General features: G+C 71.1%; 22 protein-coding genes. 7 read left to right on the plus strand and 15 right to left on the minus strand.

Features of this window, described 5'->3' with window-relative positions:
- The first annotated feature begins 127 nt into the window (after positions 1-127).
- The gene (locus tag BBH68_RS02340) at positions 128-328 is read left to right on the plus strand and encodes a hypothetical protein (protein WP_065958535.1); all 201 of its coding nucleotides are present in this window, start codon (positions 128-130) and stop codon (positions 326-328) included.
- 107 nt (positions 329-435) lie between these two features.
- On the opposite strand, the gene dnaE is transcribed toward BBH68_RS02340, so the two are convergent.
- Complete coding sequence (dnaE, locus tag BBH68_RS02345; protein WP_065958536.1) at positions 436-3,981, minus strand: DNA polymerase III subunit alpha; 3,546 nt, start codon at positions 3,979-3,981, stop codon at positions 436-438.
- Between the two features lie 216 nt (positions 3,982-4,197).
- Between dnaE and BBH68_RS02350 the strand changes: the two genes are divergently transcribed.
- The 4 genes from BBH68_RS02350 to BBH68_RS02365 all read left to right on the plus strand — a co-directional run bounded on the left by BBH68_RS02350 (position 4,198) and on the right by BBH68_RS02365 (position 9,064).
- Positions 4,198-5,523: a DUF2252 domain-containing protein gene (locus BBH68_RS02350; protein WP_065958537.1), complete on the plus strand. Its 1,326-nt coding sequence runs from the start codon at positions 4,198-4,200 to the stop codon at positions 5,521-5,523.
- A 117-nt stretch (positions 5,524-5,640) separates the two neighbouring features.
- A complete protein-coding gene (locus tag BBH68_RS02355; RefSeq protein WP_065958538.1) occupies positions 5,641-6,318 on the plus strand; it encodes a hypothetical protein in 678 nt (225 codons plus the stop codon).
- Between the two features lie 55 nt (positions 6,319-6,373).
- The gene (locus BBH68_RS02360) at positions 6,374-7,222 is read left to right on the plus strand and encodes a thioredoxin domain-containing protein (protein ID WP_065958539.1); all 849 of its coding nucleotides are present in this window, start codon (positions 6,374-6,376) and stop codon (positions 7,220-7,222) included.
- A gap of 198 nt (positions 7,223-7,420) precedes the next feature.
- The gene (locus BBH68_RS02365; protein ID WP_065958540.1) at positions 7,421-9,064 is read left to right on the plus strand and encodes an alkaline phosphatase D family protein; all 1,644 of its coding nucleotides are present in this window, start codon (positions 7,421-7,423) and stop codon (positions 9,062-9,064) included.
- Positions 9,065-9,087: 23 nt separating this feature from the next.
- Here the strand turns inward: BBH68_RS02365 and BBH68_RS02370 are convergent, their stop codons facing one another.
- A complete protein-coding gene (locus BBH68_RS02370; RefSeq protein WP_065958541.1) occupies positions 9,088-9,711 on the minus strand; it encodes a dienelactone hydrolase family protein in 624 nt (207 codons plus the stop codon).
- A gap of 68 nt (positions 9,712-9,779) precedes the next feature.
- On the opposite strand from BBH68_RS02370, the gene BBH68_RS02375 reads away from it, so the two are divergent.
- On the plus strand, positions 9,780-10,913 hold the full coding sequence (locus BBH68_RS02375) for a mechanosensitive ion channel family protein (protein WP_065958542.1): 1,134 nt from the start codon (positions 9,780-9,782) through the stop codon (positions 10,911-10,913).
- Positions 10,914-10,933: 20 nt separating this feature from the next.
- Here BBH68_RS02375 and BBH68_RS02380 read toward each other — a convergent pair whose 3' ends face one another.
- From BBH68_RS02380 to BBH68_RS43950, 4 genes are all read right to left on the minus strand, one after another.
- Positions 10,934-11,407: a GNAT family N-acetyltransferase gene (locus BBH68_RS02380; RefSeq protein WP_065958543.1), complete on the minus strand. Its 474-nt coding sequence runs from the start codon at positions 11,405-11,407 to the stop codon at positions 10,934-10,936.
- Entirely contained in the window at positions 11,404-12,345 is a 942-nt protein-coding gene (locus BBH68_RS02385; protein ID WP_065958544.1) for an RluA family pseudouridine synthase, read from the minus strand. The genes BBH68_RS02380 and BBH68_RS02385 overlap by 4 nt, the downstream gene beginning before the upstream one ends.
- Before the next feature lie 80 nt (positions 12,346-12,425).
- Positions 12,426-13,001 carry a signal peptidase II gene (gene lspA, locus BBH68_RS02390; protein ID WP_065958545.1) on the minus strand — a complete coding sequence of 192 codons (576 nt, stop codon included), beginning with the start codon at positions 12,999-13,001 and terminating at the stop codon, positions 12,426-12,428.
- Between the two features lie 73 nt (positions 13,002-13,074).
- Positions 13,075-14,058, minus strand: a complete 984-nt coding sequence (locus BBH68_RS43950; RefSeq protein WP_065958546.1) for a TraR/DksA family transcriptional regulator — start codon at positions 14,056-14,058, stop codon at positions 13,075-13,077.
- A 593-nt stretch (positions 14,059-14,651) separates the two neighbouring features.
- On the opposite strand from BBH68_RS43950, the gene ileS reads away from it, so the two are divergent.
- The gene (gene ileS, locus BBH68_RS02400) at positions 14,652-17,819 is read left to right on the plus strand and encodes an isoleucine--tRNA ligase (protein WP_065958547.1); all 3,168 of its coding nucleotides are present in this window, start codon (positions 14,652-14,654) and stop codon (positions 17,817-17,819) included.
- Positions 17,820-18,008: 189 nt separating this feature from the next.
- Here ileS and BBH68_RS02405 read toward each other — a convergent pair whose 3' ends face one another.
- From BBH68_RS02405 to ftsW, 9 genes are all read right to left on the minus strand, one after another.
- Positions 18,009-19,115 (minus strand): DivIVA domain-containing protein, encoded by a 1,107-nt coding sequence (locus tag BBH68_RS02405; RefSeq protein WP_065958548.1) that lies wholly within the window; start codon positions 19,113-19,115, stop codon positions 18,009-18,011.
- A 49-nt stretch (positions 19,116-19,164) separates the two neighbouring features.
- Positions 19,165-19,461, minus strand: a complete 297-nt coding sequence (locus BBH68_RS02410) for a YggT family protein (RefSeq protein WP_065958549.1) — start codon at positions 19,459-19,461, stop codon at positions 19,165-19,167.
- Positions 19,462-19,533: 72 nt separating this feature from the next.
- Positions 19,534-20,148, minus strand: coding sequence for a cell division protein SepF (locus tag BBH68_RS02415; protein ID WP_065958550.1), 615 nt, complete (start codon positions 20,146-20,148; stop codon positions 19,534-19,536).
- Between the two features lie 123 nt (positions 20,149-20,271).
- Complete coding sequence (locus BBH68_RS02420) at positions 20,272-20,991, minus strand: YggS family pyridoxal phosphate-dependent enzyme (protein WP_065958551.1); 720 nt, start codon at positions 20,989-20,991, stop codon at positions 20,272-20,274.
- Between the two features lie 3 nt (positions 20,992-20,994).
- Positions 20,995-21,726: a peptidoglycan editing factor PgeF gene (pgeF, locus tag BBH68_RS02425; protein ID WP_065958552.1), complete on the minus strand. Its 732-nt coding sequence runs from the start codon at positions 21,724-21,726 to the stop codon at positions 20,995-20,997.
- Positions 21,727-21,770: 44 nt separating this feature from the next.
- Complete coding sequence (gene ftsZ / locus BBH68_RS02430; protein WP_065958553.1) at positions 21,771-23,015, minus strand: cell division protein FtsZ; 1,245 nt, start codon at positions 23,013-23,015, stop codon at positions 21,771-21,773.
- Positions 23,016-23,292: 277 nt separating this feature from the next.
- Positions 23,293-24,090, minus strand: a complete 798-nt coding sequence (locus BBH68_RS02435; RefSeq protein ID WP_065958554.1) for a cell division protein FtsQ/DivIB — start codon at positions 24,088-24,090, stop codon at positions 23,293-23,295.
- A gap of 65 nt (positions 24,091-24,155) precedes the next feature.
- Positions 24,156-25,244 carry an undecaprenyldiphospho-muramoylpentapeptide beta-N-acetylglucosaminyltransferase gene (murG, locus tag BBH68_RS02440; protein ID WP_065958555.1) on the minus strand — a complete coding sequence of 363 codons (1,089 nt, stop codon included), beginning with the start codon at positions 25,242-25,244 and terminating at the stop codon, positions 24,156-24,158.
- A gap of 6 nt (positions 25,245-25,250) precedes the next feature.
- Positions 25,251-26,600 carry a putative lipid II flippase FtsW gene (ftsW, locus tag BBH68_RS02445; RefSeq protein ID WP_079150756.1) on the minus strand — a complete coding sequence of 450 codons (1,350 nt, stop codon included), beginning with the start codon at positions 26,598-26,600 and terminating at the stop codon, positions 25,251-25,253.
- Positions 26,601-26,845 lie beyond the last annotated feature (245 nt).

The raw sequence follows: 26,845 nt of genomic DNA on the forward strand, positions 1-26,845 counted from the left end.
TACCCTCGAAGACCCTCCTTCTCACTCACCGTAATTGCCCGAAATGCAGCCTTCGCCCGGACGTGTCACTGTTCTTCCCGAAGGGCTCTTCCCCTCGGGGGCCGATCCCAACTGGAGGCACAGCACCATGGCCAAGAACAAGAACCGCGACCGCAAGCAGCAGGAACAGCAGCAGCGCCAGAGCCGCGGTACGGCCGACCGCCAGAGCGAGCAGACGCAACGCCCCTCGATGGACGGGCAGTCGCACGCCATGCAGTCGGAGGGCGGCCCCGCGGCCCCCTCGGCCGCCGCCCGTAAGGACCGGCAGAAGAGCTTCGGCCACAACTGATCGCCGAACGGATCGCTGTCACAGAGCGATTGAGGGGCGCGCCCGGTCCGGGCGCGCCCCTTTCATGAGCCGGTCCTACGGGCCGTCTCCGTCAGCCCGCCGGACGGTCAGCCCGCCAGGCAGGCCGGGCCCAGCAGCACCTTGAGGTCGCCGAACAGGGCGGGGTCGGCGGTGACCCGGTGCCGGTCGAGCCGGAGCACGGTGGTCTTGCGCGCCCCCTGGAGCTTGATCCGCACCTCGGTGGAGCCCCGGTGGTGGGTGAGCACTTCGCCGAGCTTCTCGACCAGCGGCGGGGTGACCTTGACCGTGGGGATGGTGATGGTCACCGGTGCGTTGGCCGAGGCCTCGGAGAGGTCGGGGACCATCAGTTCCATGGCGACCAGCCGCGGCACGTCCTCGCGCTTGTCGAGCCGTCCCTTGACGAAGACGACGGCGTCCTCGACGAGCTGGGTGGAGACCAGCTGGTAGGTGGCGGGGAAGAACATGCAGTCGATGGAGCCCGCCAGGTCCTCGACGGTGGCGATGGCCCAGGCGTTGCCCTGCTTGGTCATCTTGCGCTGGAGGCCGGAGATGATGCCGCCGATGGTGACGATGGCGCCGTCCGCGTGCTCGCCGCCGGTGAGCTGGGAGATGGCGGCGTCGGCCTTGTCGTTGAGGACGTGCTCGATGCCGAAGAGCGGGTGGTCGGAGACGTACAGGCCGAGCATCTCGCGCTCCTGGGCGAGCAGATAGGCCTTGTCCCACTCGACGTCGGAGAACTCGACGTCGAGCCCGAAGCCCGGCCCGTCGCCGCCGCTGTCGTCGCCGCCCATGCCGCCGAAGAGGTCGAACTGGCCCTCGGCCTCCTTGCGCTTCACCGCGACCACGTTGTCGATCATGGTCTCGTAGTGGGCCATGAGCCCCTTGCGGGTGTGGCCCATCTCGTCGAAGGCACCCGCCTTGATGAGCGATTCGGTGGTGCGCTTGTTGCAGACGACCGCCTCGACCTTGTCCAGATAGTCGGGGAAGGAGGTGTACTTCCCCTTCGACTTGCGACCGCGGATGATCGCTTCCACCACGTTCTGTCCGACGTTTCGAACCGCGGTAAGACCGAAGAGGATCACGTCATCGCCCTGGGCGGTGAAGTTCGCCTCGGACTCATTGACGTTCGGAGTGAGCACCTTGATGCCCATGCGGCGGCACTCGTTGAGGTAGATCGCCGACTTGTCCTTGTCGTCGCGCACCGAGGTGAGCAGCGCGGCCATGTACTCGGCGGGGTAGTTGGCCTTGAGGTAGGCGGTCCAGTAGGTGACCAGGCCGTACGCCGAGGAGTGGGCCTTGTTGAACGCGTAGCCGGCGAACGGGACCAGCACGTCCCACACCGCCTGGATGGCCTCGTCGGAGTAGTTCCGGTCCCGCATGCCCTTCTGGAAGGGGACGAACTCCTTGTCGAGGACCTCCTTCTTCTTCTTGCCCATCGCGCGGCGCAGCAGGTCGGCCTGGCCCAGCGAGTAGCCCGCGAGCACCTGGGCGGCCTTCTGCACCTGCTCCTGGTAGACGACCAGGCCGTAGGTGATGCCGAGGACCTCCTTGAGCGGCTCCTCCAGCTCGGGGTGGATCGGGGTGATCTCCTGCTGGCCGTTCTTCCGCAGGGCGTAGTTGATGTGCGAGTTCATGCCCATGGGGCCCGGCCGGTAGAGGGCCGAGACGGCGGAGATGTCCTCGAAGTTGTCGGGCTTCATCATGCGCAGCAGGGAGCGCATGGGGCCGCCGTCGAACTGGAAGACGCCGAGCGTGTCACCGCGGCACAGCAGCTCATAGGTCTTGGGGTCGTCCAGCGGCAGCTCGAGCAGCTTGAGGTCCACGCCCTTGTTCTGGCGCACCATCTTGACCGCGTCGTCCATGATGGTCAGGTTGCGCAGGCCGAGGAAGTCCATCTTCAGCAGGCCGAGCGACTCACAGGTGGGGTAGTCCCACTGGGTCACGACCTGGCCGTCGTTCTTCGGTGAGAAGACCGGCACATGCTCGGTCACCGTCTCGCTGGACATGATCACGCCGGCGGCGTGCACACCCATCTGCCGCACCAGGCCCTCGATACCGCGGGCGGTGTCGATGACCTTCTTCACGTCCGGCTCGTTCTCGTACATCCCGCGCACCTCGGCCGCCTCGCTGTAGCGGGGGTGCTTCTCGTCGGTGATGCCGGACAGCGGGATGCCCTTGCCGAGCACATCGGCGGGCATGGCCTTGGTGATCCGGTCGCCCATCGCGTACGGGTAGCCGAGCACCCGGGCCGAGTCCTTGATCGCGTTCTTCGCCTTGATGGTGCCGTACGTGCCGATCTGGGCGACCTTGTCGGCGCCGTACTTCTCGGTGACGTACCGGATCACCTCACCGCGCCTGCGCTCGTCGAAGTCGATGTCGACATCGGGCATGGACACGCGCTCGGGGTTGAGGAACCGCTCGAAGATCAGACCGTGGTCGATCGGGTCGAGGTCGGTGATGCCCATCGCGTACGCGACGATCGAGCCGGCCGCGGAGCCGCGGCCGGGGCCGACCGCGATGCCGTTGTTCTTCGCCCACATGATGAAGTCGGCGACCACGAGGAAGTAGCCCGGGAACCCCATCTGGATGATGACGTCCATCTCGTACTCGGCCTGCTTCTGGCGGTCCTCCGGCACCCCGCCCGGGTAGCGGCGCTCCATGCCGCGCCGGACCTCCTCCTGGAACCAGGAGACCTCCGTGTAGCCCTCGGGCACGTCGAAGCGGGGCATCAGGTCGCGCTTCTCGAACCACCCGGCGGTGTCGATCTGCTCGGCGACCAGCAGGGTGTTGCGGCACCCCTCCTGCCAGGCGTCGGAGGAGTCGATGGCGTACATCTCGTCGGTCGACTTCAGGTAGTAGCCGGAGCCGTCGAAGCGGAAGCGGTCGGGGTCGGAGAGGTTCTTGCCGGTCTGGACGCACAGCAGGGCGTCGTGGGCCTCGGCCTCGCGGGAGTAGGTGTAGTGCGAGTCGTTGGTGACCAGCGGGGGGATGCCGAGCTTCTTGCCGATCTCCAGCAGGCCGTCGCGGACCCGGCGCTCGATCTCGATGCCGTGGTCCATCAGCTCCAGGAAGTACTTGTCCTTGCCGAAGATGTCCTGGTATTCGGAGGCGGCCTTGAGCGCCTCGTCGAAGTGGCCGAGCCGCAGCCGGGTCTGCACCTCGCCGGAGGGGCAGCCGGTGGAGGCGATCAGGCCCTCCGACCACTGGGCGATGGTCTCCTTGTCCATCCGGGGCCACTTGACGAAGTAGCCCTCCATATAGGCGTCCGAGGACAACCGGAAGAGGTTGTGCAGACCGGCCTTGTTGGAGGCCCAGATCGTCTTGTGGGTGTAACCGCCGGAGCCGGAGACGTCGTCCCGCTTCTGGTGCGGCTGGCCCCACTGGACGCGCCGCTTGTAGCGCCGCGACTCGGGGGCGACATACGCCTCGATCCCGATGATCGGCGTGATGCCCGCCCCGGTCGCCTGCTGGTAGAAGTCGTACGCCCCGTGCAGGTTGCCGTGGTCCGTCATGGCGATGTGCGTCATGCCCATCTCCTGACAGGCGTTGAACATGTCCTTGAGCCGCGCCGCACCGTCCAGCAGCGAGTACTGGGTGTGGACATGCAGGTGCGTGAAGGGCGGCTTGGTCACGGTGGCAGACCTCCGGCGAACGATCGGTGAAGGGCGGTTACGGGCTGACGGAACAGCTCCGAAGGTTACCCCTCCGGACTGACAGCTCGTGGGCACCCACGAGTAGCCTCAGGCGTTGGGACGGACGGGCAACCCGTCCCGTTCGCCATTATTTGTCATGCTCTTTTTCACCTTCTCCGTCCACTTCTCCTTCCACGCACCAGGAGGCGCCCCGCGATGCCGACCCAGCAGACCCAGGCGGACCAGCGAGGCGAGCACATCCTCGCCGTCTTCGACACCGCCTTCGGCGAGCTGCTCGCCGCCGACCCGGCCGCCTTCCGCGTCAAGTTCCGCAAGATGGCCGCCTCGGCCTTCGCCTTCTACCGCGGCACGGCGTGTCTCTTCTACGCCGACGCGGAGCAGGAGCGGGACGGCGGGCCCTACCTGGACGACCGCACGGGCCGGGTGTGGATCCACGGTGACCTCCACGCCGAGAACTTCGGCACCTACATGGACGCCAACGGCCGGCTGATCTTCAACGTCAACGACTTCGACGAGGCGTACGTCGGCCCGTTCACCTGGGACCTCAAGCGCTTCGCGGCCTCCGTGGCGCTGATCGGCTACACCAAGGCGCTCAGCGACGAGAAGATCAGCGAGCTGGTGCGCATCTACGCCGCCGCCTACCGCGAGCGTATCCACGCCCTGGCCGTCGGCGCCAAGGACGACGAGGTGCCGCCGTTCACCCTGGAGACCGCCGAGGGCCCGCTGCTGGACGCGCTGCGCGACGCCCGCTCGCTGACCCGCTTCGGGCTGCTCGACTCGATGACCACGATCCGTGACTTCGAGCGGCGCTTCGCCCCCGGCGGCGGCTCGGTCGAGCTGGACGCGGCGACTCGCTACAAGGTCCTGGCCGCGTTCGACGGCTATCTGGAGACGCTGCCCGAGTCCAGCCTCGCCCGGCCGGACTCCTACCGCGTCAAGGACGTCGTCGGCCGCCGCGGCATCGGCATCGGCAGCGCGGGGCTGCCCTCGTACAACATCCTGCTGGAGGGCAACAGCGACGCCCTCGAGAACGATGTGGTGATCTACATGAAGCAGGCGCAGACCCCCGCGGTCTCCCGGCACATCACGGACGAGCGGGTGCGCTCGTACTTCCACCACGAGGGCCACCGCACGGTCATCTCGCAGCGCGCCCTCCAGGCGCACGCCGACCCGTGGCTGGGCTGGACCGAGCTGGACGGCGCCGGGCAGCTGGTCGCCGAGATCTCGCCGTACGCGGTGGACCTGGACTGGTCGGACATCGACGACCCGGCCGAGATCGCCGCCGTCGTCGCCGACCTGGGGCGGGCGACGGCCACGATGCACGCGGCCGCCGACGACCAGAGCGGCCACTCGCTGGTGCCGTTCTCCACCGAGCGGGCCATCGACGCGGTGATCGCGGCGGACGAGGGCGGCTTCGCGGAGCTGCTGGTGGACTTCGCGCACTCCTACGGGGCGCGGGCGCGGGCCGACCACCAGATCTTCGTGGACCTCTTCCGGAACGGCCGCATCCCCGGGCTGTAGCGGCGGACTCCCGGACGGTAGGGGCACCCGGCCGCGCAGGTGCTCGCGCGCTGGGTGCCTCCCCGTCCCACGGTCTTGATGTCGCCCCTACAGCCCGTCGTGTGACAATCGGACCCTATGGACGGGACGGGACCGCTGCTGAGGGGACTGCGCGCGGCGCTGTTCACAGCGCTGTGCGTCACGCTGTCCTCCTCCGCCCACGTCCTGCTGTCGAGCACCCCGCTGCCGCTGACGACCGTGGCGGGGCTGTCCGTCCTCGTCTTCGTGATCGCGTACGCCCTGGCGGGACGGGAGCGCGGCTACTGGAGCATCGCCGCGCTGCTGGTCCCCCTGGAGCTGGCGGCCGACACGGTCTTCACCACCGGCCAGAGCGCCTGTTACGGGCCCTCCGGCGGCCCTGTGGCGGGCTCTCTGCGCGCCCTGGGCGTGGACGTGCTGTGCGGCAGCGGCGGCGTCGGCTCCCCGCTGGCCCGGGTCGCCGGGCCGGGCGGCGGCTCCCTCGCGTCCGCCGTGGGCTCCGCCACTCCCTGGCTGCTGCTCGCCGCGCATGTCGCCCTCGGGCTGGTCGCCGCGGCCTGGCTGCGGCGCGGCGAGGCCGCCGTGGGCCGGCTGCTGTCCTCGCTCGCCGCCTTCGCCTTCCGGCCGCTGCTGCTGGCCGTCGCGGTCGTCACCGCGGCCTTCGCGGCCCGGCGCCGCGCTCCGCGGCCGGCGGGCCCACCGAGCCCGGCCCCGGCGCTCCCCCTTCTCGTGCACTCCGTCGTGCGGCGTGGACCGCCGTGCTCAGCCGCCGCCTGAGCACAGCGATTCCCACCCTTTCGTACGACCTTCACACGACGGAGAGCGATCCACCATGAGCAACCGCAACAGCCACCAGAACAAGCAGGCCGCGCGCGAGCGGCTGCGCGCCGAGCGCGAGCGCCAGGCCAAGAAGGACCGGACGCGCCGCCAGCTGATCGTCGGCGGCGCGGTCGTCGCCATCCTCGCGATCGCGGGCGGCATAGGCTACGGCGTCAGCCAGATGAACGGCGGCGGCGGCGACGCCAGCAAGAAGTGGAAGGCCGCCGCCGAGAAGGAGCCCCTGGTCAAGCCCGCTCACACGACCGGCCCGCAGGGCACGACCGTGGTCATCGGCGACCAGAAGGCCAAGAACACCCTGCACGTCTACGAGGACATGCGCTGCCCGGTCTGCGCGGAGTTCGAGCAGTACACCGGCAGCACCGTGGCGAAGGACATCAAGGACGGCACCTACAAGGCGCAGTACACGATGGGCACCTTCCTGGACGACAAGGAGGGCATGATCGGGGCCGGCTCGAAGAACGCCCTGAGCGCGCTGGGCGCGGCCCTCAATGTCAGCCCGGACGCCTTCCTGGAGTACAAGTCGGCGCTCTTCTCGGCCAAGAACCACCCCCAGCAGGAGACCGACGACGCCTTCGCCAGCGACCAGAAGCTGATCGAGATCGCCCAGCAGGTCAAGGCGCTCAAGGGCAACAAGTCCTTCGAGAAGGCCGTGACGAACGGCACCTACGACCGGTGGGCGCTGGCCATGTCCAAGGCGTTCAACGACACCAAGGACGTGGACAGCACCCCGACGATCAAGCTGAACGGCAAGATCCTCAGGGTGACCGTCCAGGGACAGCAGGCGCCCCCGATCACCCCCGAACAGTTCAACTCGGTGGTCCGGGAGAACCTGAAGAAGTAGCGCCGAGGGGCGCCCCCGCCGGGGTGTCGGGCGTGCCGTCGCGGCGCGCCCGACACCCCGGCGGCCCGTTCCGGCGACGCGCCCCGCGAACCACCTGCGAGCTGTGCGGCGACCCGGCGGTGACCGGCCGGCGACGGGCGGGCGAACTTGGCGAAGAGCCCTGCGCGGCGGGACTACCAGCCAGTAGTCTCGTCGGCCGTGACCGACCTCCACCACACCGCCATAACGCGCCGCACCGCCGTCACGGCAGCAGCCGCCACCGCCGCCCTGCTGCCCCTGGCCGCCCCGGCCACCCCCGCCCGGGCCGCCGACGGCCCCGCCTTCCTGCACGGCGTCGCCTCCGGGGACCCGCTGCCCGACGGGATCCTGCTGTGGACCCGCGTCACGCCCGCCCCCGAGGCGGTGCCCGGCTCGGGGCTCGGCCCGGACACCGAGGTGACCTGGGAGGTCGCCGAGGACAAGGACTTCGCCGCGGTCGTCGCGCGGGGCACCGTACGGGCCACCGCCGCGGCCGACCACACCGTCAAGGCGGACGTCCGCGGGCTGCGGCCCGCCACGGACTACTTCTACCGCTTCGGCGCCCAGCCCGGCGTGCTCTCCCCCGTGGGGCGCACCCGCACCGCCCCGGCGCACAACGCCGCCCCGGGCGCCCTCCGCTTCGGCGTGGTCTCCTGCGCCAACTGGGAGGCCGGCTACTTCTCCCCGTACCGCCACCTGGCCGCGCGGGCCGACCTGGACGCGACCCTCCACCTCGGCGACTACATCTACGAGTACGCGAGCGGCGCGTACCCCGAGCGGAAGTACACGGTCCGCGCCCACTCCCCCGCCCATGAGATCGTCACCCTCGCCGACTACCGGATCCGCCACGGCCGGTACAGGACCGACCCCGACCTCCAGGCGCTGCACGCCGCCCGGCCGCTGATCGCGATCTGGGACGACCACGAGTTCGCGAATGACGCCTGGTCCGGCGGGGCGGAGAACCACACCCCGGGCACCGAGGGCGACTGGGCGGCCCGGGTGGCCGCCGCCAAGCGCGCCTACTTCGAGTGGATGCCGGTGCGCCCCTCCACCGAGGGCACCACCTACCGGCGGCTGCGCTTCGGCAACCTCGCCGATCTGCACCTGCTCGACCTGCGGTCCTTCCGCTCGCAGCAGGCCACCACCGGCAGCGGCGACGTGGACGCCCCCGACCGCACGATCATCGGCCGGGCCCAGCTCGACTGGCTGAAGTCCGGCCTGGCCGCCTCCGGCACCACCTGGCGGCTGGTGGGCAACTCGGTGATGATCTCACCGGTCGCCTTCGGGGCCGTCCCCGCCGAGCTGCTCGGGCCGCTCGCCGAGCTGCTCGGGCTGCCCAAGGAGGGCCTGGCGATCAACCCCGACCAGTGGGACGGCTACACGGACGACCGGCGGGAGCTGCTCGCCCATCTCACCGGGCGCTCCATCGGCAACACCGTCTTCCTCACCGGCGACATCCACATGGCCTGGGCCAACGACGTGCCGGTGAAGGCCGCGACGTACCCGCTGTCGGCCTCCGCCGCGACCGAGTTCGTGGTCACCTCGGTGACCTCGGACAACCTGGACGACATCCTGCGTGTGGCGCCGCACACGGTCTCGCTCGCCGCGGCCGCCGCGATCCGGGCCGCCAACCGCCACGTCAAGTGGGTGGACATGGACTCGCACGGCTACGGCGTGCTCGACGTCACCCCCGAGCGGGCCCAGATGGACTACTACGTGGTCTCCGACCGCACCGACCCGGCCGCCACCGCCTCCTGGGCACGCTCCTACCGGACCCGCTCCGGCACCCAGCGGGTCGAGCGCGCCGAGGGCCCGGTGCGCTGACCCGCTGGGGGCCTACGCGGCCGTCAGCCCTCCGTGACTTCCTCGAGGAAGCCGAGCGCCACCTTCCAGGTGGCCTCGGCCGCCTCCTCGTCGTAGTCCGGCAGGTCCGGGTCGGTGAACAGGTGCCCGGCCCCCGGGTAGCGGTAGACCTCCACCTCCGCCCCCGCGCGCCCCATCCGCAGGTACCACGCGTTCAGCCAGTCGTGCGGCTCGAACGGGTCCGGGTCCGCGACGTGCAGCTGCACCGGCAGGCCGTCCGTCGCCGCGTCGTCGGCGATGTCCGAGGTGCCGTGCAGGAGCAGCAGCCCGCGCGCCTTCTCGTCGCCGAGCGCGAGGTTCTGGGCGATCGACCCGCCGAGCGAGAACCCCGCGTACACGATGCCGCGGTCGGACAGCGGCGCGGCGGCCGCCACGGCCCGCCGCAGCAGTTCCTCCCGGCCGATCTCCTCCTTGAGGGCCATGCCGTCCTCGGCGCTGTCGGCCGTCCGCCCCTCGTAGAGATCGGGTACGCGCACCTCGTGGCCCGCGGTGCGCAGCCGGTCGGCGGCCGCGTGCACGGCGGGTCGCAGTCCGTACATCGAATGGAGGAGCAGGATCGGGGAACGGGTCACTTGGTCACTTCCTTGTCCGCGGAGCGCTTCGCCCATCGTGCCAGTTGTGTTCCGGGGAAGCGGAACGCCCGGTGCCCCCGAGGGAAGGAAAAGGATACGTGTCCATGGAGGACATACTGCGTCCGCTGATCGTCATCGGCGGTTCGGTCGCCATCACGCTGCTCATCGGCTGGGCGGTCGACCGGCTGCTGCTGCGCACCGACGCCCGGCACCCCGAGACGCCGCTGTGGGGCCTGCTGCGCCGCGCCCGGCTCCCCCTCCAGGTGACGGTGTGCGCGGCGCTGCTGCGCGGTTCGTACGACAAGACGCACGCCCGGGTGGTGCGGGAGCACGCGTCGGGCATCGGGCAGGTCCTGGCGCTGGTGCTGATCGCGGCCACGGCGTGGCTGGCGGTGCGGGTCTCGGCGGCGGTGGTGGAGTCCTCGTACTACCGCTATGCCGCCAGCGCGCACGACCCGGCGCGGGTGCGCCGGGTGCGCACCCAGGTGACGCTGATCCAGCGGGTGGTGACCGCGATCGTCGGGGTGGTCGCGGCGTCGGCGATGCTGCTGACCTTCCCCACGATGCGCACGGTGGGCACCTCCATGCTGGCCTCGGCGGGGATCCTGGGCGTGGTCGCCGGTGTCGCCGCGCAGTCGACGCTGGGCAATCTCTTCGCCGGGCTGCAGATCGCCTTCGGCGACATGGTGCGGATCGGCGACACGGTGGTCGTGGACGGCGAGTGGGGCACGGTCGAGGAGATCACGCTGACCTTCCTGTCGGTGCGGACCTGGGACGAGCGCCGGATCACCATGCCGGTGTCGTACTTCACCGGCAAGCCGTTCGAGAACTGGTCGCGCGGCGGCACGCAGAAGACCGGCGCGGTCCTGTTCCACCTGGACCATTCGGCGCCGATCGAGGCGATGCGGATGAAGCTGGGCGAGATCGTGCGGAAGTCCCCCGCCTGGGACGGCCGGGACTGGAACCTGGCGGTCACGGACACCACGCCGTCCACGATGGTGGTGCGGGCGCTGATCACGGCCCGGGACCCGGACGACGCCTGGACCGTGCGCTGTGAGGTGCGGGAGCAGATGATCGCGTGGCTGCGCGAGCACCATCCGTACGCGCTGCCGCGCATCACCACGGCGACCGTCCACCCGCCGCGCCCCGCGCCCGGGGCCGGGCCCGGTTCCGAGGACCGCCTCGCCCGCTTCGACGGCGAATTCCGCAAGGACGGCACGGGCTCGCGCCGCGGCTGACCACCTCGGGGCCGAGAACCCTACGGGAGGGTCTTGCGCATGGCGCGGTGCGGGATGCCGCTGCCCTCGTCGAACTCGGGGCCGTACGCCGCGTAGCCGAGGCGCTCGTAGAAGCCGAGGGCGTGGGTCTGGGCCTCCAGGTAGACCTCGGTCAGCCCGCGCCGCCGCGCCTCGGCCTCGACCGCGCGGACGAGCTCCGCGCCGAGCCCGGTGCCGCGGGCGGCCGGCAGGACCGCGAGCCGGCCCAGGGCCGCGGTCGTGGCGCCGTCCACGCCCGCGTGGCCGTACTTCCTGTCGGCGGCCGCGCCGTGCAGGAAGCGGACGGTGCCCACCGGGCCGTCGGGGCCGGTGGCGAGCAGGTGGACGGCGTGGGCGTCGTACGCGTCCATCTCCTCGGCCTCGGGGATCCGCTGCTCGACGACGAAGACCTCGCGGCGGACGTCGCGGCAGGCCGCGAGGGCGTCCGGGCCCACGACCGCGATCGGGTGGCTCACGCGCTCTCCGCCCGGACGGTGTCCAGCGCCCTCTGCAGGTCGTCCGGGTAGGGGCTGGTGAACTCCACCCAGCCGGCGCCCCCCGGGTGCTCGAAGCCCAGGCGCACCGCGTGCAGCCACTGCCGGGTCAGCTTCAGCCGCTTGGCGAGGGTCGGGTCGGCGCCGTAGGTGAGGTCGCCGACGCACGGGTGGCGGTGGGCGGCCATGTGGACGCGGATCTGGTGGGTGCGCCCGGTCTCCAGCTTGATGTCGAGCAGGCTGGCGGCGCGGAACGCCTCGATCAGGTCGTAGTGGGTGACGCTGGGCTTGCCCTCGGCGGTCACGGCCCACTTGTAGTCGTGCTGCGGATGGCGGCCAATCGGCGCGTCGATGGTGCCGCTCAGCGGGTCGGGGTGGCCCTGGACGAGGGCCTGGTAGCGCTTGTCGACCGTGCGCTCGCGGAACTGCTGCTTGAGCAGGGTGTAGGCGCGCTCGGACTTGGCGACGACCATGAGGCCGGAGGTGCCGACGTCCAGCCGGTGCACGATGCCCTGCCGCTCGGCGGCCCCGGAGGTCGAGACGCGGAAGCCCGCGGCGGCCAGCCCGCCGATCACGGTGGGGCCGGTCCAGCCGGGGCTGGGGTGGGCGGCGACCCCGACCGGCTTGTCGACGACCACGACGTGCTCGTCGTCGTGGACGATCTCCATGCCCTCGACGGGCTCGGCGACGACCTGCACGGGCGGCGCGGCCCGCGGCATCTCCACCTCGAGCCAGGCGCCTCCGCTGACCCGGTCGGACTTGCCCGCGACGCTGCCGTCGACCTGCACCTTGCCCGCGGCGGCCAGCTCCGCCGCCTTGGTCCGAGAGAAGCCGAACATGCGTGCGATCGCGGCGTCGACGCGCTCGCCTTCGAGGCCGTCGGGTACGGGGAGCGTGCGGATCTCGGGAATCGTACTCACCCGTCGAGTATGCCGGACCGCACCGCCCGGTTCGTACGTCAGTCTGCGTGCGCCCGTCGTCCCACGCCCGCCTCCGTACGTCAGTCCTTGTGGACGGTGCCGTCCGGGTCCAGGCCGCGGAAGGACAGGATGACGATCAGGATGCCGCCGCACACGATGGCCGAGTCGGCGAGGTTGAAGACCGCGTAGTTACGGGGCGCGATGAAGTCGACCACCGCGCCCTGCAGCCCGCCGGGGGCGCGGAAGACCCGGTCGGTGAGGTTGCCGAAGGCGCCGCCCAGCAGCAGCCCGAGCGCGATGGCCCACGGCAGGCTGTAGAGCTTGCGGGCCAGCCGGGCGATCACGACGATGACGCCGACCGCTATCACCGTGAAGACGATGGTCATGGCCTCGCCGAAGCCGAAGGCCGCGCCCTTGTTGCGGATCACCTTGAACTGGAGCCAGGTGCCGATCACGTCGACCGCGTCGTGGTGCTCCAGCTTGGCGACCACGAGGAGCTTGCTGCCCAGGTCGATGAGGTAGGCGAACGCGGCGACCGCGAGCAGCACCGCGACGCGCCGCCCGCGCCCGGGCCGCGCGCCGTCGCCGCTCGCGGCGGCGCCTTCCTCGGCCTTCCCCGCTTCTGGCGTACCGATGGCCTGCTCCGCCTCTGTCACGTCAGTCCCTCAACATCGTCCGGGCCAGTCTCCCCCTGGCTGAGGACGAGGGTACGGCAATCCCGACGGTCGGTCAGCGCCGCTCCTGCCGCTGCTTGCACTCCACGCAGAGAGTGGCGCGGGGGAACGCCTGCATGCGGGCCTTGCCGATGGGGTTGCCGCAGTTCTCGCACAGCCCGTAGGTCCCGGCGTCCAGCCGGTCCAGGGCGCGCTCGGTCTGCAGCAGCATCTCGCGGGCGTTGCCGGCCAGGGCCAGCTCGTGCTCGCGGGTGATGTTCTTGGTGCCGGTGTCGGCCTGGTCGTCGCCGGCCCCGTCGCCGGAGTCGCGCATCAGCCCGCTGATCGCCTCCTCGGAGGCGAGGATCTCGGCGCGCAGCCGCCCGGCCTCGGCCAGCAGCTCGGCGCGCGCCTCGGCCACCTCCTCCGGCGACCACGGCTCTTCTCCCGGGCGTACGGCGAGGTCGCCGGGGGCCACGGGGCCGACGCCGGCGCGGGCCTTGGGGACGGCGCCGGGCGTCTCGGGGGCCTGCTTCGCGGTCGGCGCCCCACTCGGAGTCTTCTTCGCAACCACTTTCCTGGCTCCCGTCTTCTTCGCGGGCACCGCCTGCTCGGCCGGTGCGGCCTTCGCGGCTGTGGCCTTCTTGGCTGGGGTCTTCTTCGCCGGGCTCTTCCTGGCCGCGGCCTTCCTGGCCCCGGTGTCCTTGGCCCCGGTGTCCTTGGCCCCGGAGTCCTTGGCACCGGCGTCCTTGGCACCGGCGTCCTTGGCCCCGGCGTCCTTGGCCCCGGCGTCCTTGGCTCCGGGGTGCTCGGCCGTGACCCGGTGGGTCGTGGCCCGCTCGGCGGCGGCCGGCTTCGCCACGGCGTTCTTCGCGCGCGTCTTCGCGGCGCCCTTCGCCGGGGCCCGCTCGGCCGCGGCCTTGTTTCCCGCTGCGTTCTTCGCGGCCTTCTTGGCCGCCGTGGCGGGCGCCGCCTTCTTGCCGGAGGCGCTCGTCTTGGCGGTCGCGGCCTTCGTCGCCTTCGCCGTGCTCTTCTGCACGGCGGTCTTCCTCGCCACCATGGCCGCGGCCCCTTCACATTTTGTGATCTTGCACGCGAATCGTTCCGGAACGATAAATCGACTTCCGGCACGCGGCAACGGGGCACGCCGCCCGATTCGCCCGGCTTGCCCGGAGGACAACCCGGTCTCATCGGTTGTGCCCCACCGCCCGCCCGGTAATCCGGCACCGAACCGGTACCGCGTGGCGATTCCCCCGGCCGGGCGGACTCCGGCACCCGGCGTATCGCCGTTCGGGTCACCGCCCCGGCCGCCGGTACCTCACTCGGCGCAGCCCGGAAACCGGTCGGCCGGGGGCCGCCCGGACCCGTACACTGGGCGAAGCGAAAGGCGTGGAAGGGGACGAGTAGCGTCGTACGCAGCCATGAGCGACCCGGGGACGGTGCGAGCCCGGGGGCGAGCGCGATGTGAAGGATCACCCCGGAGCCGCCGGAAGAACCCCCGCCCAGGGCCAGTAGAACCGGCGTCGCGACCCCAATGAGGGGGCCAGGAGCTCACAGCGCTCCCGGCCAAGGAGGGTGGTACCGCGGGAGCGCGAGCTCTCGTCCCTCCGACGGAACGCAAGCCCCGCACGTATCCGCCGGAGGAAGGATCCGATGACGCAGTACCGCCAGGTGCCCGCCCAGGTCGACCTGCCCGCCCTCGAGCACGCCGTGCTCGACTTCTGGCGGGAGAACAAGATCTTCGCCCGCAGCCTCGAGCAGTCGGCGGGGCGGCCCGAGTGGGTCTTCTACGAGGGCCCGCCGACCGCCAACGGCATGCCGGGCGCCCACCACATCGAGGCCCGCGTCTTCAAGGACGTCTTCCCGCGCTTCCGCACCATGCGCGGCTACCACGTCGACCGCAAGGCGGGCTGGGACTGCCACGGCCTGCCGGTCGAGCTGGCGGTCGAGAAGGAGCTCGGCTTCAGCGGCAAGCAGGACATCGAGGCGTACGGCATCGCCGAGTTCAACGCCAAGTGCCGCGAGTCCGTCACCCGCCACACCGACGCCTTCGCCGAGCTCACCACGCGCATGGGGTTCTGGACCGACCTCGACGGCGCGTACTGGACCATGAACCCCGAGTACATCGAATCGGTGTGGTGGTCCCTCAAGGAGATCTTCAACAAGGGGCTGCTGGTCCAGGACCACCGGGTCGCCCCCTGGTGCCCGCGCTGCGGCACCGGGCTGTCCGACCACGAGCTGGCGCAGGGCTACGAGACGGTCGTCGACCCCTCGGTCTTCGTGCGCTTCCCGCTGACCTCCGGGCCGCTCGCCGGCGAGGCCGCGCTGCTGGTGTGGACCACCACCCCGTGGACCCTGGTGTCCAACACCGCCGTCGCCGCGCACCCCGAGGTGCGCTACGTGGTCGCCACCGACGGCACGGAGAAGCTGGTCGTCGCCGAGCCGCTGCTGGAGAAGGCGCTCGGCGAGGGCTGGACCGCGACCGGGCAGGTGTTCACCGGCGCCGAGATGGAGCGCTGGACCTACCAGCGGCCCTTCACCCTCGTGGACTTCGACGGCGACGCCCACTTCGTCGTCAACGCCGACTACGTGACCACCGAGGACGGCACCGGCCTGGTCCACCAGGCCCCCGCCTTCGGCGAGGACGACCTGCGGACCTGCCGCGCCTACGGCCTGCCGGTGGTCAACCCGGTCCGCCCGGACGGCACCTTCGAGGAGGGCCTGGAGCTGGTCGGCGGCCAGTTCTTCAAGAAGGCCGACGAGGCGCTGACGGCCGACCTGGGCGCCCGCGGCCTGCTGTTCCGCCATGTGCCGTACGAGCACAGCTACCCGCACTGCTGGCGCTGCCACACCGCCCTCCTCTACTACGCGCAGCCGTCCTGGTACATCCGCACCACCGCGATCAAGGACGCGCTGCTGCGCGAGAACGAGGGGACGAACTGGTTCCCGGAGTCGGTCAAGCACGGCCGCTACGGCGACTGGCTCAACAACAACATCGACTGGGCCCTGTCCCGGAACCGCTACTGGGGCACGCCGCTGCCCATCTGGCGCTGCGCCGAGAACCACCTCACCTGCGTCGGCTCGCGCGCCGAGCTCACGGAGCTGACCGGCACCGACCAATCGGGCCTGGACCCGCACCGGCCGTTCATCGACGAGGTCACCTTCACCTGCCCCGCCGACGGCTGCTCGCTGGAGGCCGTGCGGGTGCCCGAGGTCATCGACGCCTGGTACGACTCGGGCTCGATGCCCTTCGCCCAGTGGGGCTACCCGTACCACAACAAGGAGACCTTCGAGAAGCGGTACCCGGCGCAGTTCGTCTGCGAGGCCATCGACCAGACCCGTGGCTGGTTCTACACCCTGATGGCGGTCGGCACGCTCGTCTTCGACAAGTCGAGCTATGAGAACGTGGTCTGCCTCGGTCACATCCTGGCCGAGGACGGACGGAAGATGTCCAAGCACCTGGGCAACATCCTGGAGCCCATCCCGCTCATGGACCAGCACGGCGCGGACGCCGTCCGCTGGTTCATGGCCGCCGGCGGCTCGCCCTGGGCGGCCCGCCGGGTGGGCCACGGCACCATCCAGGAGGTCGTCCGCAAGACGCTGCTCACCTACTGGAACACGGTCGCCTTCCAGGCCCTGTACGCCCGCACCTCCGGCTGGTCCCCGAGCGCGGCCGACCCGGCCCCGGCCGACCGGCCGCTGCTCGACCGCTGGCTGCTGAGCGAGCTGGGCACGCTGACCGACCAGGTGACGCAGGCCCTGGAGGCGTACGACACCCAGCGCGCCGGCAAGCTGCTGTCCGCGTTCGTCGACGACCTGTCCAACTGGTACGTGCGCCGCTCCCGCCGCCGCTTCTGGCAGGGCGACGCGGCCGCGCTGCGCACCCTGCACGACGTGATCGAGACGGTCACCCGGCTGATGGCCCCGCTCGTCCCCTTCATCACCGAGCGGGTCTGGCAGGACCTGGTCGTCCCGGTCACCCCGGACGGCCCGGAGTCCGTGCACCTGGCCACCTGGCCGGAGGTCGACAAGGACCTGATCGACCCGGACCTGTCGACCCGGATGGCGCTGGTGCGCCGCCTGGTGGAGCTGGGCCGCGCGACCCGCGCCGAGTCCGGGGTCAAGACCCGCCAGCCGCTGTCGCGCGCGCTGGTCGCGGCGTCCGGCTTCGAGTCGCTGTCCGCGGAGCTGCGCGCGCAGATCGAGGAGGAGCTGAACGTCTCGTCCCTGGCCTCCCTGAGCGAGGTCGGCGGTTCGCTGGTGGACACCACGGCGAAGGCCAACTTCCGCGCGCTGGGCAAGCGCTTCGGCAAGGGCACCCAGCCGGTCGCCAAGGCGATCGCCGAGGCGGACGCGGCCGCGCTGTCGGTGGCGCTGCGCGAGGGGACGGCGTCGGTGGTCGTGGACGGCGAGACGGTCCCGCTGTCCGCGGACGAGGTGATCATCACCGAGACCCCGCGCGAGGGCTGGTCGGTCGCCTCCGACGCGGGCGCGACGGTGGCCCTCGACCTGGAGATCACCCCGGAGCTGCGGCGCGCGGGCCTGGCCCGTGACGCGATCCGGCTGATCCAGGAGGCCCGCAAGAACAGCGGTCTGGACGTCGCCGACCGGATCGCGCTGCGCTGGCGTTCCGCGGACGAGGAGGTCCGTACGGCGCTGACCGACCACGCCGCGCTGATCGCGGACGAGGTCCTGGCGACGGACTTCGCGTCCGCCGACGGTGACTTGGCCGACGGTGGCCTGGGCGAGGGCGACTCCGGCTACGGCGAGGAGTTCTCCGACGAGGGCCTGAACCTCTCGTTCCGCCTCCGCAAGGCGTAATCCCGTTCCGGTGAGCGCCGGAGGGGGCTGCACGGCAGCCGCCTCCGGCGCTCCGCGCTTCCACCGAGGTCCGCGAGACCGGCGCCGGTTGAGGGCGCACAAGCGACCCGGGCCCGGGAGCGATGCTCCCGGGCCCGGATCGTATGACTGCCGACGTCACGCGCTGCGCGCGTTACGCGCGCCGCCGCGTCAGTTGTCGTCCTCGTCGATGAGGAACCCGCGCATGGGGCTCGGCGCCTGCTGCATCGGCTGCGGGCTCTGCGGCCGCACCGGGGCCATCGGCTGGGTCATCGCGGGGGACATCTGCTGCTGGCCGCCGTAGGACGGCGCGCCGCCGCCCTGGGTGTGGCCGCCCATGGACTGGTTGCCGCCCATGGTGTGGCCGCCCATCGTGCCGGCGCCGGCCGAGGCCATGGAGCCGGTCATGGACGGGGACGGCGGCAGCGAGGCGGTCGCCGGGGTGCGCGGCGGGGCCAGCGAGTCGTCGGCCTGGTTCTCCAGCTGGCGCAGCTGGCTCTCCAGGTACGACTTCAGCCGGGTGCGGTACTCGCGCTCGAAGCCGCGCAGGTCCTCGACCTTGCGCTCCAGCGTGGCGCGGGCCGACTCCAGCGAGCCCATGGCGACGCGGTGCTTCTCCTGCGCGTCCCGCTCCAGCGCGTCGGCCTTGGCGCGGGCGTCCCGCTCCAGGCCCTCGGCGCGGCTGCGGGCCTCGCCGACGATCTTGTTGGCCTCGGAACGGGCCTCCGCGATCGCCTGGTCGGCGGTCTGCTGCGCGAGCGAGAGCACGCGCGCGGCGCTGTCGCCGCCCGGGCCCTGGCCCGGCTGCGGCATCTGCGGACCGCCGGGGCCGCCCATCGGGCCGCCCATGGGGCCACCGGGGCCCATCGGGCCGTTCTGACCCATCGGGCCGGGGCCGCCCTGCCCCATCGGACCCGGACCGCCCTGACCCATCGGGCCTGCCGGCAGCTGCGGGGCACCGCCCGGGAGTTGGGGCGGGCCTCCCATCTGCTGCTGGCCGGGCGGCACGGGCTGCGGTCCGGATATGGCGGCGGGCACGGGGGCGCCGGGTCGCTCCTGCTGTTCCGGAGGTTTGCGCATATTCTGCTGCTGACTCTGCGCGGCGGCCCGCGTCGCGGCGGCCAGCTTGGCGCGCAGGTCCTCGTTCTCCCGCAGCAGGCGGGTCAGTTCGGCTTCGACCTCGTCGAGGAAGGCATCGACCTCGTCCTCGTCATAGCCTTCTCGGAGGCGGACGGTCGTGAACTGCTTGTTCCGCACGTCCTCGGGGGTCAACGGCATCTCTAACTCACCTCAACGTAGTCGTCGGCAATCGGCAAGACCGTATCGTTCACACGCTGCTCGCAAAATTGCGGACGACGGAGATCACGATCCAGACGATGATCATCAGAACGAAGAAGGACAGGTCGAGCGCCACACCCCCGAGACGCAACGGCGGGATGAACCGCCGCAGAAGCTTCAGCGGCGGATCGGTGACAGTGTAGGTGGCCTCGAGGATGACCACCATCGCCTTACCGGGTTGCCATGAGCGGGCGAACTGGAAGACGTAGTCCATCACCAGCCGGAAGATCAGCACGATCAGGAAGCAATACAGCGCGATGTAGATCACCTGCAGTGCGACGTCCATCCCGCGCGTCCCTCTCCCCTTGCGTGCTCGGCCGTACGGCCTGTTGTTGTCTCGGTGTTGCCGTGTTGCGTCTCAGCTTTGGTTGAAGAACCCGCCCTCTGCGATACGGGCCTTGTCCTCCGCCGTGACATCGACGTTAGCAGGAGACAACAGGAACACCTTCTGAGTCACCCGCTCAATGCTCCCATGGAGGCCGAAGACGAGTCCGGCCGCAAAGTCGACAAGTCGCTTCGCGTCCGTGTCGTCCATCTCCGTCAGATTCATGATCACCGGGGTGCCCTCACGGAAGTGTTCCCCGATAGTACGGGCCTCGTTGTAGGTCCTGGGGTGCAGCGTCGTGATGCGGTACGGCTCTCGCTCGGACACGACCTTGGGCATGATCACCGGCGCGTTCTTCTCCAAGTTATGACGTTCAGGTGTGATGGATGCCACGGGGGCGATTCGCGCGGGTCGCCCGGTTTCCGCTGCGAGCGGGGCGGGTTCACGCTGCGCCGGGGGGTGGACGACTCGTACAGATTCGCCCCTCTCCGGACGGGGCTCGGTCTCCGCCACCTGATGCCTGCGACGATCCCGCTCGGGCTCCGGTTCGGGCTCGAACTCGTCGTCGGGGTCGAATCCCCGGCCGTCGTACCCATCGTCCTCCACGAGGCCGAGGTAGACCGCCATCTTGCGCATCGCGCCGGCCATTCTCTGCGTCCTCCGCTCTGTGGTGGATCGGCTCCGCCACCGGATGCCTTGGATCCACGCGGCCTGCCCGCCTTTTGGCGGGAATGACCATATTTTGTGCTGTGGTCCGACTTCTTCGCGACGTTACCGGAGCCTGGGTCGGACTCCGAGCACCGCCGTGCCGACGCGCACATGTGTCGCTCCGGCCGCCACCGCGTCCTCGAGATCCGAGCTCATCCCGGCCGAGACCATGTTCGCAGCAGGATGGGCCGCGCGCAGGCCGGATGAGATTTCCATCAGCCGATCGAAGGCCGCCCGGGGCCGCCCCGCGTACGGTCCGGCCAGCGGCGCCACGGTCATCAGCCCGTCAAGGCGCAGCCCCGGGGCCGCCACCACCGCGTCGGCGAGCGCCTCGACTCCGTCCGGCGCGACACCTCCCCTGCTTCCCTGTTGACCCGACTCCGCGTCGAGCGCGACCTGGATCAGACAGCCGAGTTCACGGCCGGCCCCCACCGCGGCGCGGGACAGCGCGTCCACCAGCCGCTTGCGGTCGACGGATTGCACCATATCGGCATAACTGGCCACCGATCGCACCTTATTGGTCTGCAATTGCCCGACAAAGTGCCAAATCAGCGGGAGATCGGCGCATTCGGCCGCTTTGGGGGCGGCGTCCTGATCGCGGTTCTCGGCCACATGGTGAACGCCGAGTTCCGCGAGGATCCGGACATCGCTCGCCGGGTAGGTCTTGGTCACCACAATCAACGTGACTTCTTCACGTTTGCGGTTGGCTGCCGCACAAGCCGCGGAGATACGTTCCTCCACGCGGGCCAGGTTGTCGGCCAGTTCCGTTCTGCGATCCGTCACGACTCAGCCGCCCAACCAGACATAGCTCGCGAGCCGCCCGGTGGTGCGCTCGCGCCGGTACGAGAAGTGGTCCGTCGATTCCAGCGTGCAGACGTGGGGCTGACCCTCCGTCGGCACGCCCGCACGTGCGAGCTGGGAGCGCACGCCGGCGGTCACGTCCACCGCCGGAGTGCCCCAACTCGTCTCGGCCCATGCCTCGGGCACGACCTCGGCGACCTCGGCGCGCATCGCCTCGGGGACCTCGTAGCAGCGTCCGCAGACCGAGGGCCCGGTGCGGGCGAGGATCCGGGCGGGGTCCGCGCCCAGTTCGGTCATGGCCCGCACCACCGCGGGGACGACCCCGGCGACCAGGCCCGGCCGTCCGGCGTGCGCGGCCCCGGCGACGCCCGCCACCGGATCGGCCAGCAGCACCGGGGTGCAGTCGGCGGTGAGGACGGCGAGGGCGAGTCCCCGACGCGCCGTCACCACCGCGTCCACCGCGGGGACCTCCCGGTCCCCCCACGGTCCGTCGACCACGGCCACGTCACGGCCGTGCACCTGGTTCATCCAGACGACGTCGGCCGGGTCCAGGCCCAGCGCCTTGGCCGCCAGCTCGCGGTTGGTCCGTACGGCCGCCGGGTCGTCGCCGACCGCGCCGCCGAGATTGAGCTCGTCATACGGAGCGGCGCTCACTCCGCCCCACCGGTCGGTGAAGGCGAAGTGCGCGCCGCTCGCTTCGTACTGTTGCGCTATCACTTCTGGATCGCTTCAGGATCGCCGTGGTGCCATGTCGCCACGGCTCACTTGAGGAAGTCCGGCACGTCCAGCTCCTCGGCCTGGCTCTCCGGGTACGGACGGGCCAGCGGGACCTGGGGGGCGGGCATCGGGGTGGACGGCACCTCGGCGACCGGGGTCGGCTCGGGCGCGAGGGGCTCCTCCTCGCGCGGGGTGACGCTGCCGAGCCCGCCGAAGGACGGCCGGCTGCCGGTGTCGGAGGAGGTGCGGCCCGTGCTCGGGCCGGTGGAGCCGAGGGTCTCGTCGCGGCTGCCGCCGCCGTAGGAGGAGCCGAGCACCTTGTCGCGGTTCTTGGCCGGGGGCTGGCCGCCGTCGAAGCCGGCCGCGATGACGGTGACCCGGACCTCGTCGCCGAGCGCGTCGTCGATCACCGCGCCGAAGATGATGTTCGCCTCGGGGTGGGCGGCCTCACTCACCAGCTGCGCGGCCTCGTTGATCTCGAACAGGCCCAGGTCGGAGCCGCCGGAGATGGAGAGCAGCACGCCGCGGGCGCCGTCGATGGAGGCCTCCAGCAGGGGCGAGGAGATCGCCATCTCGGCGGCGGCCACCGCGCGGTCGTCGCCGCGGGCCGAGCCGATGCCCATGAGCGCCGAGCCGGCCTCGGACATCACCGACTTGACGTCCGCGAAGTCCAGGTTGATCAGGCCCGGGGTGGTGATCAGGTCGGTGATGCCCTGGACGCCCGACAGCAGCACCTGGTCCGCGGACTTGAACGCGTCGAGCACGCTCACCTGACGGTCCGAAATGGACAGCAGTCGATCGTTCGGAATCACGATCAGGGTGTCGACCTCGTCGCGCAGCCCCGCGATGCCGTCCTCGGCCTGGTTGGCGCGGCGGCGGCCCTCGAAGGTGAACGGACGGGTGACCACACCGATCGTCAGGGCGCCCAGGGAGCGGGCGATGTTGGCCACGACGGGGGCGCCGCCGGTGCCGGTGCCGCCGCCCTCGCCCGCGGTGACGAAGACCATGTCGGCCCCCTTGAGGACCTCCTCGATCTCCTCACGGTGGTCCTCGGCGGCCTTGCGGCCGACATCGGGGTTGGCCCCGGCGCCGAGGCCGCGGGTGAGTTCCCGGCCGACGTCGAGCTTGACGTCGGCGTCACTCATCAGCAGGGCCTGCGCATCGGTGTTGATCGCGATGAACTCGACGCCCTTGAGCCCGACCTCGATCATCCGGTTGATGGCATTCACGCCACCGCCGCCGATGCCGACGACCTTGATGACTGCGAGGTAGTTCTGCGGTGCTGCCACGTCGAAGGCCTCTCGCCTCGAGTTACGTGTCGCCACCCCGCCGTTGCCGCGGTGCGCCGACTGATGCCGAATGGGACGGTTCTGATCGCCGACCCCAACCCTAACGCTGAAGTTTAGGGTTACCAGTGCCTCTGTTTCCTGGACTCTTCGGAACAGGACACTAAGTCGACAAGCGGCGCGCGTTCAATGAACACGCCGAACCTCCCGTTTTTCTTTTCACCCTATGTGATCACCCAGCGGGCTAGCCAACCAGGGTCCTGGCCTGCCGCGATGCGTGTCAACTGTGCGCCACGGCGGGGGCGGTCGGCGCCTGCACGTCGTAGCGCTCCGCGTCCGGCTCGGCCTTCATGAGCGCGGTGAGCGTCTTGGCCTTCGCCGCCCCGCGCTCGGAGCTGCCCCACACCACCGTGCGGCCCCGGGTCAGCCCCAGCGTGATCGAGTCGAAGGAGCGGACGCGCACCGTGAGGGTGTCCGCCCGGACCGTCTCGGGCAGTTGGGTGATCACGGCCACTGCCTCGCGGCGCAGCCTGGCCGCGCCGAAATGGCGCGAACTGGGCGACCGGCCCGCCTCCACTTTCAGCAGCGGAACGCCCTTCGGTGCCTGTGAGACGGTCGCGAACAGCACGCCCTCCTCGTCCACTTCGACGAACTTCCCGTTCTTCTCGACGAGCGCCTCGGGCCTGCGCTCGGTCACCCGCACGGCGACGGTGTGCGGCCAGGAGCGGGAGACGTCCACGTCCGCTATGCGTGGCAGCCGCGCCCGCAGCCTGCGCTCCACGCCGCCGGTGTCCACCGCCACCAGCGGCTCGTTGAGCGGGACGTCGGCGGCCCGGCGTACCTCGTCCGGGGTGAGGACGGCCGTGCCGCTGACGGTCACCCGCTCGGCCCGCAGCCAGCTCGATCCGTACAGCAGCCAGGTGACGCCGGAGCCGAGGAGCGCCACCGCCACCCCCGTGACCAGCAGCGTGCGGCGGCTGGGCGGGCGGAGGCGGCGGCGTGCCCTGAGAAGGGGCGGGGGCGGGCCGGGCGGCGGCGTCCGTCGGGCACCGCTCTTGGCGGTCGTCGCTCCGGCCACGCTTCTCCTCCTGTTCCCGGCCGGTGGCCCCCGGGGGGCGCCTTCCGGTCCGGCTCGCCGTACGCCTAGCGGCGGGCGGCGATCGCCTCGTACACCATGCCGACCAGCAGATCGTCGGCGTCGCGGCGGCCGAACTCGGCGGCGCGCCGGGACATCTCGTACAGCCGGTGCGGGTCGCCGAGCACCGGGAGCACATTGCCCTGCACCCACTCGGGGGTCAGCTCCGCGTCGTCGACCAGCAGCCCGCCGCCGGCCTTGACCACGGGCTGGGCGTTGAGCCGCTGTTCGCCGTTGCCGATGGGCAGCGGGACGTAGGCGGCCGGCAGCCCGACGGCGGACAGCTCGGCGACGGTCATCGCGCCCGCGCGGCAGAGCATCATGTCCGCCGCGGCGTACGCGAGGTCCATCCGGTCCACGTACGGTACCGGGATGTAGGGCGGCATACCGGGCATGTTGTCCACGCGCGGCAATTCGTTTTTCGGTCCGACCGCGTGGAGGATCTGGATTCCGGCCCGCTGGAGGAACGGGGCGACCGCCTGGACCACCTCGTTCAGCCGGCGCGCGCCCTGGGAGCCGCCGGAGACCAGCAGGGTGGGCAGGTTCTGGTCGAGGCCGAAGGCGGCGCGCGCCTCGGGGCGGACCGCCGCCCGGTCGAGGGTGGCGATGGAGCGGCGCAGCGGGATGCCGACGTAGCGGGCGCCGCGCAGCTTGCTGTCCGGGGTGGAGACCGCGACGAACTTGGCGTAGCGGGAGCCGATCTTGTTGGCGAGGCCGGGCCGGGCGTTGGCCTCGTGGACGATGATGGGCACGCCGAGCCGCTTGGCGGCCAGATAGCCGGGCAGGGCCACATAGCCGCCGAAGCCGACCACGCAGTCGGCCTTGGTGCGCTCCAGGATCTGCTCCGCGGCCTTGATCGTGCCGCGCAGCCGCCCGGGGACGGTGATCAGCTCGGGGGTCGGCTTGCGTGGCAGCGGTACGGCGGGGATCAGCCCGAGTTCGTAACCACGCTCGGGCACGAGTCGGGTCTCCAGTCCCCGCTCCGTGCCGAGCGCCGTGATCCCCACGGTCGGATCCTGCCTGCGCAGGGCGTCCGCGAGGGCGAGCGCGGGCTCGATGTGGCCGGCGGTCCCCCCACCGGCGAGTACGACATGCACCGAAATTCACCGCTCTCCGGACGGCCGCTTCTTGACGCGCCGTCTCATCGTCTTCCGTCTCACCCGAGCCAGCTTCTTCCACAAAGCAGGCTGCCGCGTGGCCAGCGCCGCCCGCGCGCTCGGTTCCGCCCGTGCGAAGGCGATCAGCAGGCCGACCGCGAACATGGTCGGCAGCAGGGCGGACCCTCCGTAGGAGAACAGCGGGAGCGGGACCCCGGCGATCGGCAGCAGGCCGAGCACAGCACCGATGTTGATCACGGCCTGGGCCGTGATCCAAGTGGTCACGCCTCCCGCGGCATACCTCACGAAGGGGTCCTCCGTGCGTCCGGCCACGCGGATACCCGCATAGCCTAGAGCCGCGAAGAGGACGAGCACCGACAGCGTCCCCGCGAGGCCGAGTTCCTCCCCGGTAATGGCGAAGATGAAGTCGGTGTGCGGTTCAGGTAGTTCGCCCCATTTTTCCATGCTCGCCCCGAGTCCGGAGCCGAACCAGCCGCCATTGGCCAGGGCGTAGATCCCGTGCACCGCCTGCCAGCACTGATCATTCTGGCCCGGCTCGTTGGCCCCGATGCAGGCGAGCCGGGACATCCGGTTGGCACTGGACTTGATCAGCAGCACCCCGATCACCCCGGCGAAGGCCAGCACGCCGGCGAACAGCCGGGTGGGGGCGCCGGCCACCCACAGCAGGCCGAAGAGGATGGCGGTGAGGATGATCGCGGTGCCCATGTCCCCGCCCAGCATGATCAGGCCGAGCAGCAGGGCCGCCGCGGGCACCAGCGGGACCAGCAGGTGCTTCCACTGGGTCAGCAGCCGCTTGTCCTGCTTGCGGGCCAGCAGATCCGCCCCCCACAGCACCAGCGCCAGCTTGCCGAACTCGCTGGGCTGGAGCAGGAACGGTCCGCCGAAGGAGATCCAGTTCCGGTTGCCGTTGACCGCCACCCCTATCCCCGGCACCTGGACCAGGCACATCAGGAAGACCGACCCCGCCAGGAGCGGATAGGCGAAGGCGCGGTGCAGCTTGATGGGCATGCGCACGGCGAGCAGCAGCAGCGTCCCGCCCAGCACGGCGGCGAGCAGCTGCTTGCGGAAGAAGTAGGAGGGGGCCAGGCCCGACTGGAGCGCCTTGATCTGGGAGGCGGAGTAGACCATCACCAGGCCGAGCACCAGGATCAGCAGGCTGCCGCCCATGATCAGGTAGTAGGCGGTCAGCGGCCGGTCCCAGGCCCGTCTGACCCTCGTCTGCGCTCGGCGCACCGCCTCCGGCAGGCTGCCCCGGGCGGGGCGGCGCGGCGGGCGGGGGGCGCCCGCGCCCCGGGGAGAGCGCACCAGGCGCGCGGCCCGCTCGCGGGCGGCCACCCGCTCCCGGGGAGCCGCCCCCTTGCGCGCGGCCGTCCCTTCGCGTGCCGTCGTGCCCCGGCGCGCGGCTGTGCCCTTGCGCGCCGGGGAGTCCCCGCGCGCGGCGGTGGCCGCGCGCGCCGCCGCGCCCTTGGGCGCCGCGGTGCCCTTGCGCGCGCCTGGGTCCTTGCGTGCGGCCGGGTCCTTGGGCGCTGCCGCGCTCTTGCGCGCCGGCTCGCCCTGGCGGGCGCCCGCTCGGTCCCGCG

This window comes from Streptomyces sparsogenes (assembly GCF_001704635.1).
GTDB lineage: Bacteria > Actinomycetota > Actinomycetes > Streptomycetales > Streptomycetaceae > Streptomyces > Streptomyces sparsogenes.